Below are 3,705 nucleotides of genomic sequence, written 5' to 3'. Positions count from 1 at the left end.
GTGCCGTAGTTCACGAAGCCGGCGGCCTTCATCTCGAGCTCGACGAAGTTCAACGACGAGTTGTTCACCACGATCGTCTTCACCGGCAGCTTGTTCTGCGTGAGGGTCAGCAGCTCCCCCAGCATCATCGCGAGGCCACCGTCGCCGGCCAGAGCGATCACCTGTCGATCGGGATGCGACACCTGCGCGCCGATCCCGTGCAGCAGCGCGTTCGCCATCGAGCCGTGCGTGAACGAGCCGATCAACCGCCGGTTCTCGGTCATCGTGAGGTAGCGGGCAGCCCACACGGTGGGCGACCCGACGTCGGCGGTGAACACCGCGTCATCCGCCGCCTGCTCGTTCAGCAGCCGAGCCAGGTACTGCGGGTGGATCGGACGCCCCGCCTTCGTCGGTGTCGCGAGGTCGTCGAGCTTGGCCCTGGTCTTGCGATAGTGGGCGATCGAGTCGTCGAGGTGATCGCGATCGCTCTTCTCGGCCAGACGCGGCAGCAGCGCGGCGGCGGTCGCTCCGACATCACCGACGAGACCGAGGTCGAGCGGATGCCGCTTGCCCAGCTGCGAGCCACGGATGTCGACCTGGATCGTGGTGGCGTGCTCGGGATAGAACTGCTCGTAGGGGAAGTCGCTGCCGAGCACGAGAAGAGTGTCGGCCGACTCCATGGCGCGATAGCCCGAGGCGAAGCCGAGAAGCCCCGTCATGCCGACGTCGAACGGGTTGTCGTACTCGATGAACTCCTTGCCGCGCAGCGCGTGCACGATCGGTGCGCCGAGTCGGTCGGCCAGCGCGATGACCTCGTCGTGCGAGCCCTCGACGCCGGCACCGGCGAGGATCGTCGTCTTCTTCGAGGCGTTCAGCAGGGTGGCTGCACGGTCGAGCTCGTCGCCGCTGGGCACCACCACGGGATGCGCGCGCTCGATCACCACGGCGCGATCGTCGGCGATCTCGGAGAGCGCGACGTCGCCGGGGATCACGAGCACCGCGACTCCTCGCTGCTCGATCGCGGCGCGCATCGCGATCTCGAGCAGACGCGGCATCTGCTGGGCGTCGGCGACGTACTCGACGTACACGCTGCACTCGCGGAAGAGCTCCTGCGGGTGGGTCTCCTGGAAGTACCCGGTGCCGATCTCGGTCGTCGGGATGTGCGCCGCGATCGCCAGCACCGGCACCCGCGAGCGGTTGGCGTCGTAGAGGCCGTTGATCAGGTGCAGGTTGCCCGGTCCGCACGACCCGGCGACCACGGCCAGGTCACCGGTGAGGGCGGCATCGGCCGCCGCCGCGAAGGCCGCGGATTCCTCGTGCCGCACGTGCACCCATCGGATGCTGCCGTCCTTTCGGAGGGCGTCGGTGAACCCGTTGAGCGAGTCACCCGGAAGACCGTAGACACGGTCGATCCCGTTGGCGCGGAGGGTCTTGACGATGTTCGCTGCGACGGTTGCCATGCTTCCAACCTACGCCCGGGTGGCTGGGGCGGCTCCGGCATCCGTCGAGCCTCGACCCGGAGACGACAGGAGGGGCGGATGCCGACGCATCCGCCCCTCCTGCCCTGCGAGTAGCTCAGCCGATGCGGATGAGCTTCTTGTTGACGAACTCGTCGGCTGCGAGGTGGCCGAGCTCCCGGGAGGTGCCGCTGCGCTTGATGCCGCCGAACGGCAGCTCCGGGCTGTCGGCGAGCACGAGGTTGACGTAGACCATGCCCGCCTCGATGTTGTCGGCGACCCGCTCGGCCTGCTCGGCATCCGTCGTGAAGACGTACGAGCCGAGGCCGAACGTGGTGTCGTTCGCGAGAGCGACAGCAGCGTCCTCGTCGGCGACCTTGTAGACGACGGCCGCGGGGCCGAAGAGCTCCTCGCGGTAGACGTTCATCTCGGGCGTCACGTCGGCGAGCACGGTCGGTGCGAAGAACGCCCCGTCGCGGGTGCCGCCGGTCAGCAGCGTCGCGCCCTGCTCGACGGCCTGATCGATCTGCTTCTGCAGGTTCTCCGCCGCCGTCTCGGACGAGACAGGGCCGAGCACGGTGTCGTCGAGCGTCGGGTCGGTCGCCTTCACCGCAGCCATCGCCGCGGTGAACTTCTCGACGAACGAGTCATACAGGCCGTCGACGATGATGAAGCGCTTCGCGCCGTTGCACGCCTGGCCGTTGTTGTCGAGACGTGCGTCGACGCCGGCCTGCACGGTGGCGTCGAGGTCGTCGGTCGACAGCACGATGAACGGGTCGGACCCGCCGAGCTCGAGCGCGACCTTCTTGAGGTTGCGCCCGGCGATCTCGGCGACGGCGGCACCGGCACGCTCGGAACCGGTGAGAGAGACGCCCTGCACACGGGGGTCGGCGATCATGTCGGCGATCTGGTCGTTCGTCGCGAGGACGTTCTGGTAGGCGCCCTTCGGGAACCCGGCGTCGTGGTAGATCGCCTCGATCGCGGTCGACGACTCGGGGCACTGCGGCGCGGGCTTGAGCAGGATCGTGTTGCCCACGATCAGGTTCGGCGCCGCGAAGCGCACGATCTGATACGCCGGGAAGTTCCACGGCATGATGCCCACGAGCGGTCCGAGCGACGAGCGGCGGACGATCGCCGAGCCGTCTCCGAGGATCGCGATCGGCTGGTCGGCCATGATCGCCTCGGCCTGGTCGGCGTAGTACTCGGCGATGTCGGCGGCGAAGTCGACCTCTCCGAGTGCCGCCTCGCGGGGCTTGCCCATCTCGCGGACGAACACGTCGGCGAGTTCCTCGCGGCGCTCGCGGTGCAGTTCGGCCGCCCGGCGCAGCAGCGCCGCGCGCTCTGCGACGGTCGAAGAACGCGACCATTCGCGATGCGCTTCGTCGGCGGCGGCGACCGCCTGCTCGATCTGCGCATCCGTGAACGTGTCGAAGGACGCCAGCGTCTCTCCGGTGGCGGGGTTGATGACGGCGTAATCGGTCATGTTCTCTCCTCCTCTGGGCCGACCGGTCAGGAGACCGGGATCAGCGTGTACTTGGTGGACAGGTACTCGTGGATGCCCTCGAGCCCGCCCTCGCGGCCGACGCCGGACTGCTTGACGCCGCCGAAGGGAGCCGCGGCGTTGGACACCACGCCCACGTTGAGACCCATCATGCCGGTCTCGAGCCTGTCGATCATGCGCTGCCCGCGCTGCAGGTTCTCGGTGAACACGTACGAGACGAGTCCGTACTCGGTGTCGTTCGCGAGACGCACGGCGTCGTCTTCGGTGTCGAACGTCGCGATCGCGAGCACCGGTCCGAAGATCTCCTCGCGGAGGATCGCGGACCCGGCGACGACGTCGGTGAGCACGGTCGGCTCGTAGAACGTGCCGGTGCCTTCGAGAGCCTTGCCGCCGGCCAGCAGCGTCGCACCGCGCTCGACGGCGTCGTCGACGAGCTCGCCGGCCTTGGCCACAGCCCCCTCGTCGATGAGCGGTCCGATCGAGACGCCCTCTTCGGTGCCGCGGCCGATCTTCATGCCGTTGACACGCTCGGTGACCTTGCGGGCGAACTCCTCGGCCACGTCCTTGTGGACGATGAAGCGATTGGCCGCGGTGCAGGCCTGGCCGATGTTGCGGAACTTCGCCGCCAGCGCGCCGTCGACCGCCTTGTCGAGGTCGGCGTCGTCGAACACGACGAAGGGGGCGTTGCCGCCGAGCTCCATCGACACGCGCAGCACACCCTCGGCCGCCTGGGCGATGAGCTTGCGACCGACCTCGGTCGAGCCGGTG

Annotated in this window: 3 protein-coding genes; all 3 read right to left on the bottom strand. The window is 68.6% G+C overall.

Features of this window, described 5'->3' with window-relative positions; genetic code table 11:
• Positions 1-1,439, bottom strand: a 1,439-nt coding sequence (gene poxB, locus J7E68_RS00760; RefSeq protein ID WP_215168947.1) for a ubiquinone-dependent pyruvate dehydrogenase, incomplete at its 3' end; no start/stop codon positions are given.
• Between the two features lie 115 nt (positions 1,440-1,554).
• A complete protein-coding gene (locus J7E68_RS00755) occupies positions 1,555-2,919 on the bottom strand; it encodes an NAD-dependent succinate-semialdehyde dehydrogenase (protein ID WP_215168945.1) in 1,365 nt (454 codons plus the stop codon).
• Between the two features lie 26 nt (positions 2,920-2,945).
• On the bottom strand, positions 2,946-3,705 hold a 760-nt coding region (locus tag J7E68_RS00750; RefSeq protein WP_215168943.1), incomplete at its 5' end, for an aldehyde dehydrogenase family protein.

The organism is Microbacterium sp. ISL-103, assembly GCF_018613995.1.
Classification (GTDB): domain Bacteria; phylum Actinomycetota; class Actinomycetes; order Actinomycetales; family Microbacteriaceae; genus Microbacterium.
This window is presented reverse-complemented; position numbering and strand designations above follow the sequence as displayed.

Excerpts from the sequence above, each read along its gene's own strand:
- J7E68_RS00755 (WP_215168945.1), bottom strand. The coding sequence starts at position 2,919 with ATGACCGATTACGCCGTCATCAACCCCGCCACCGGAGAGACGCTGGCG.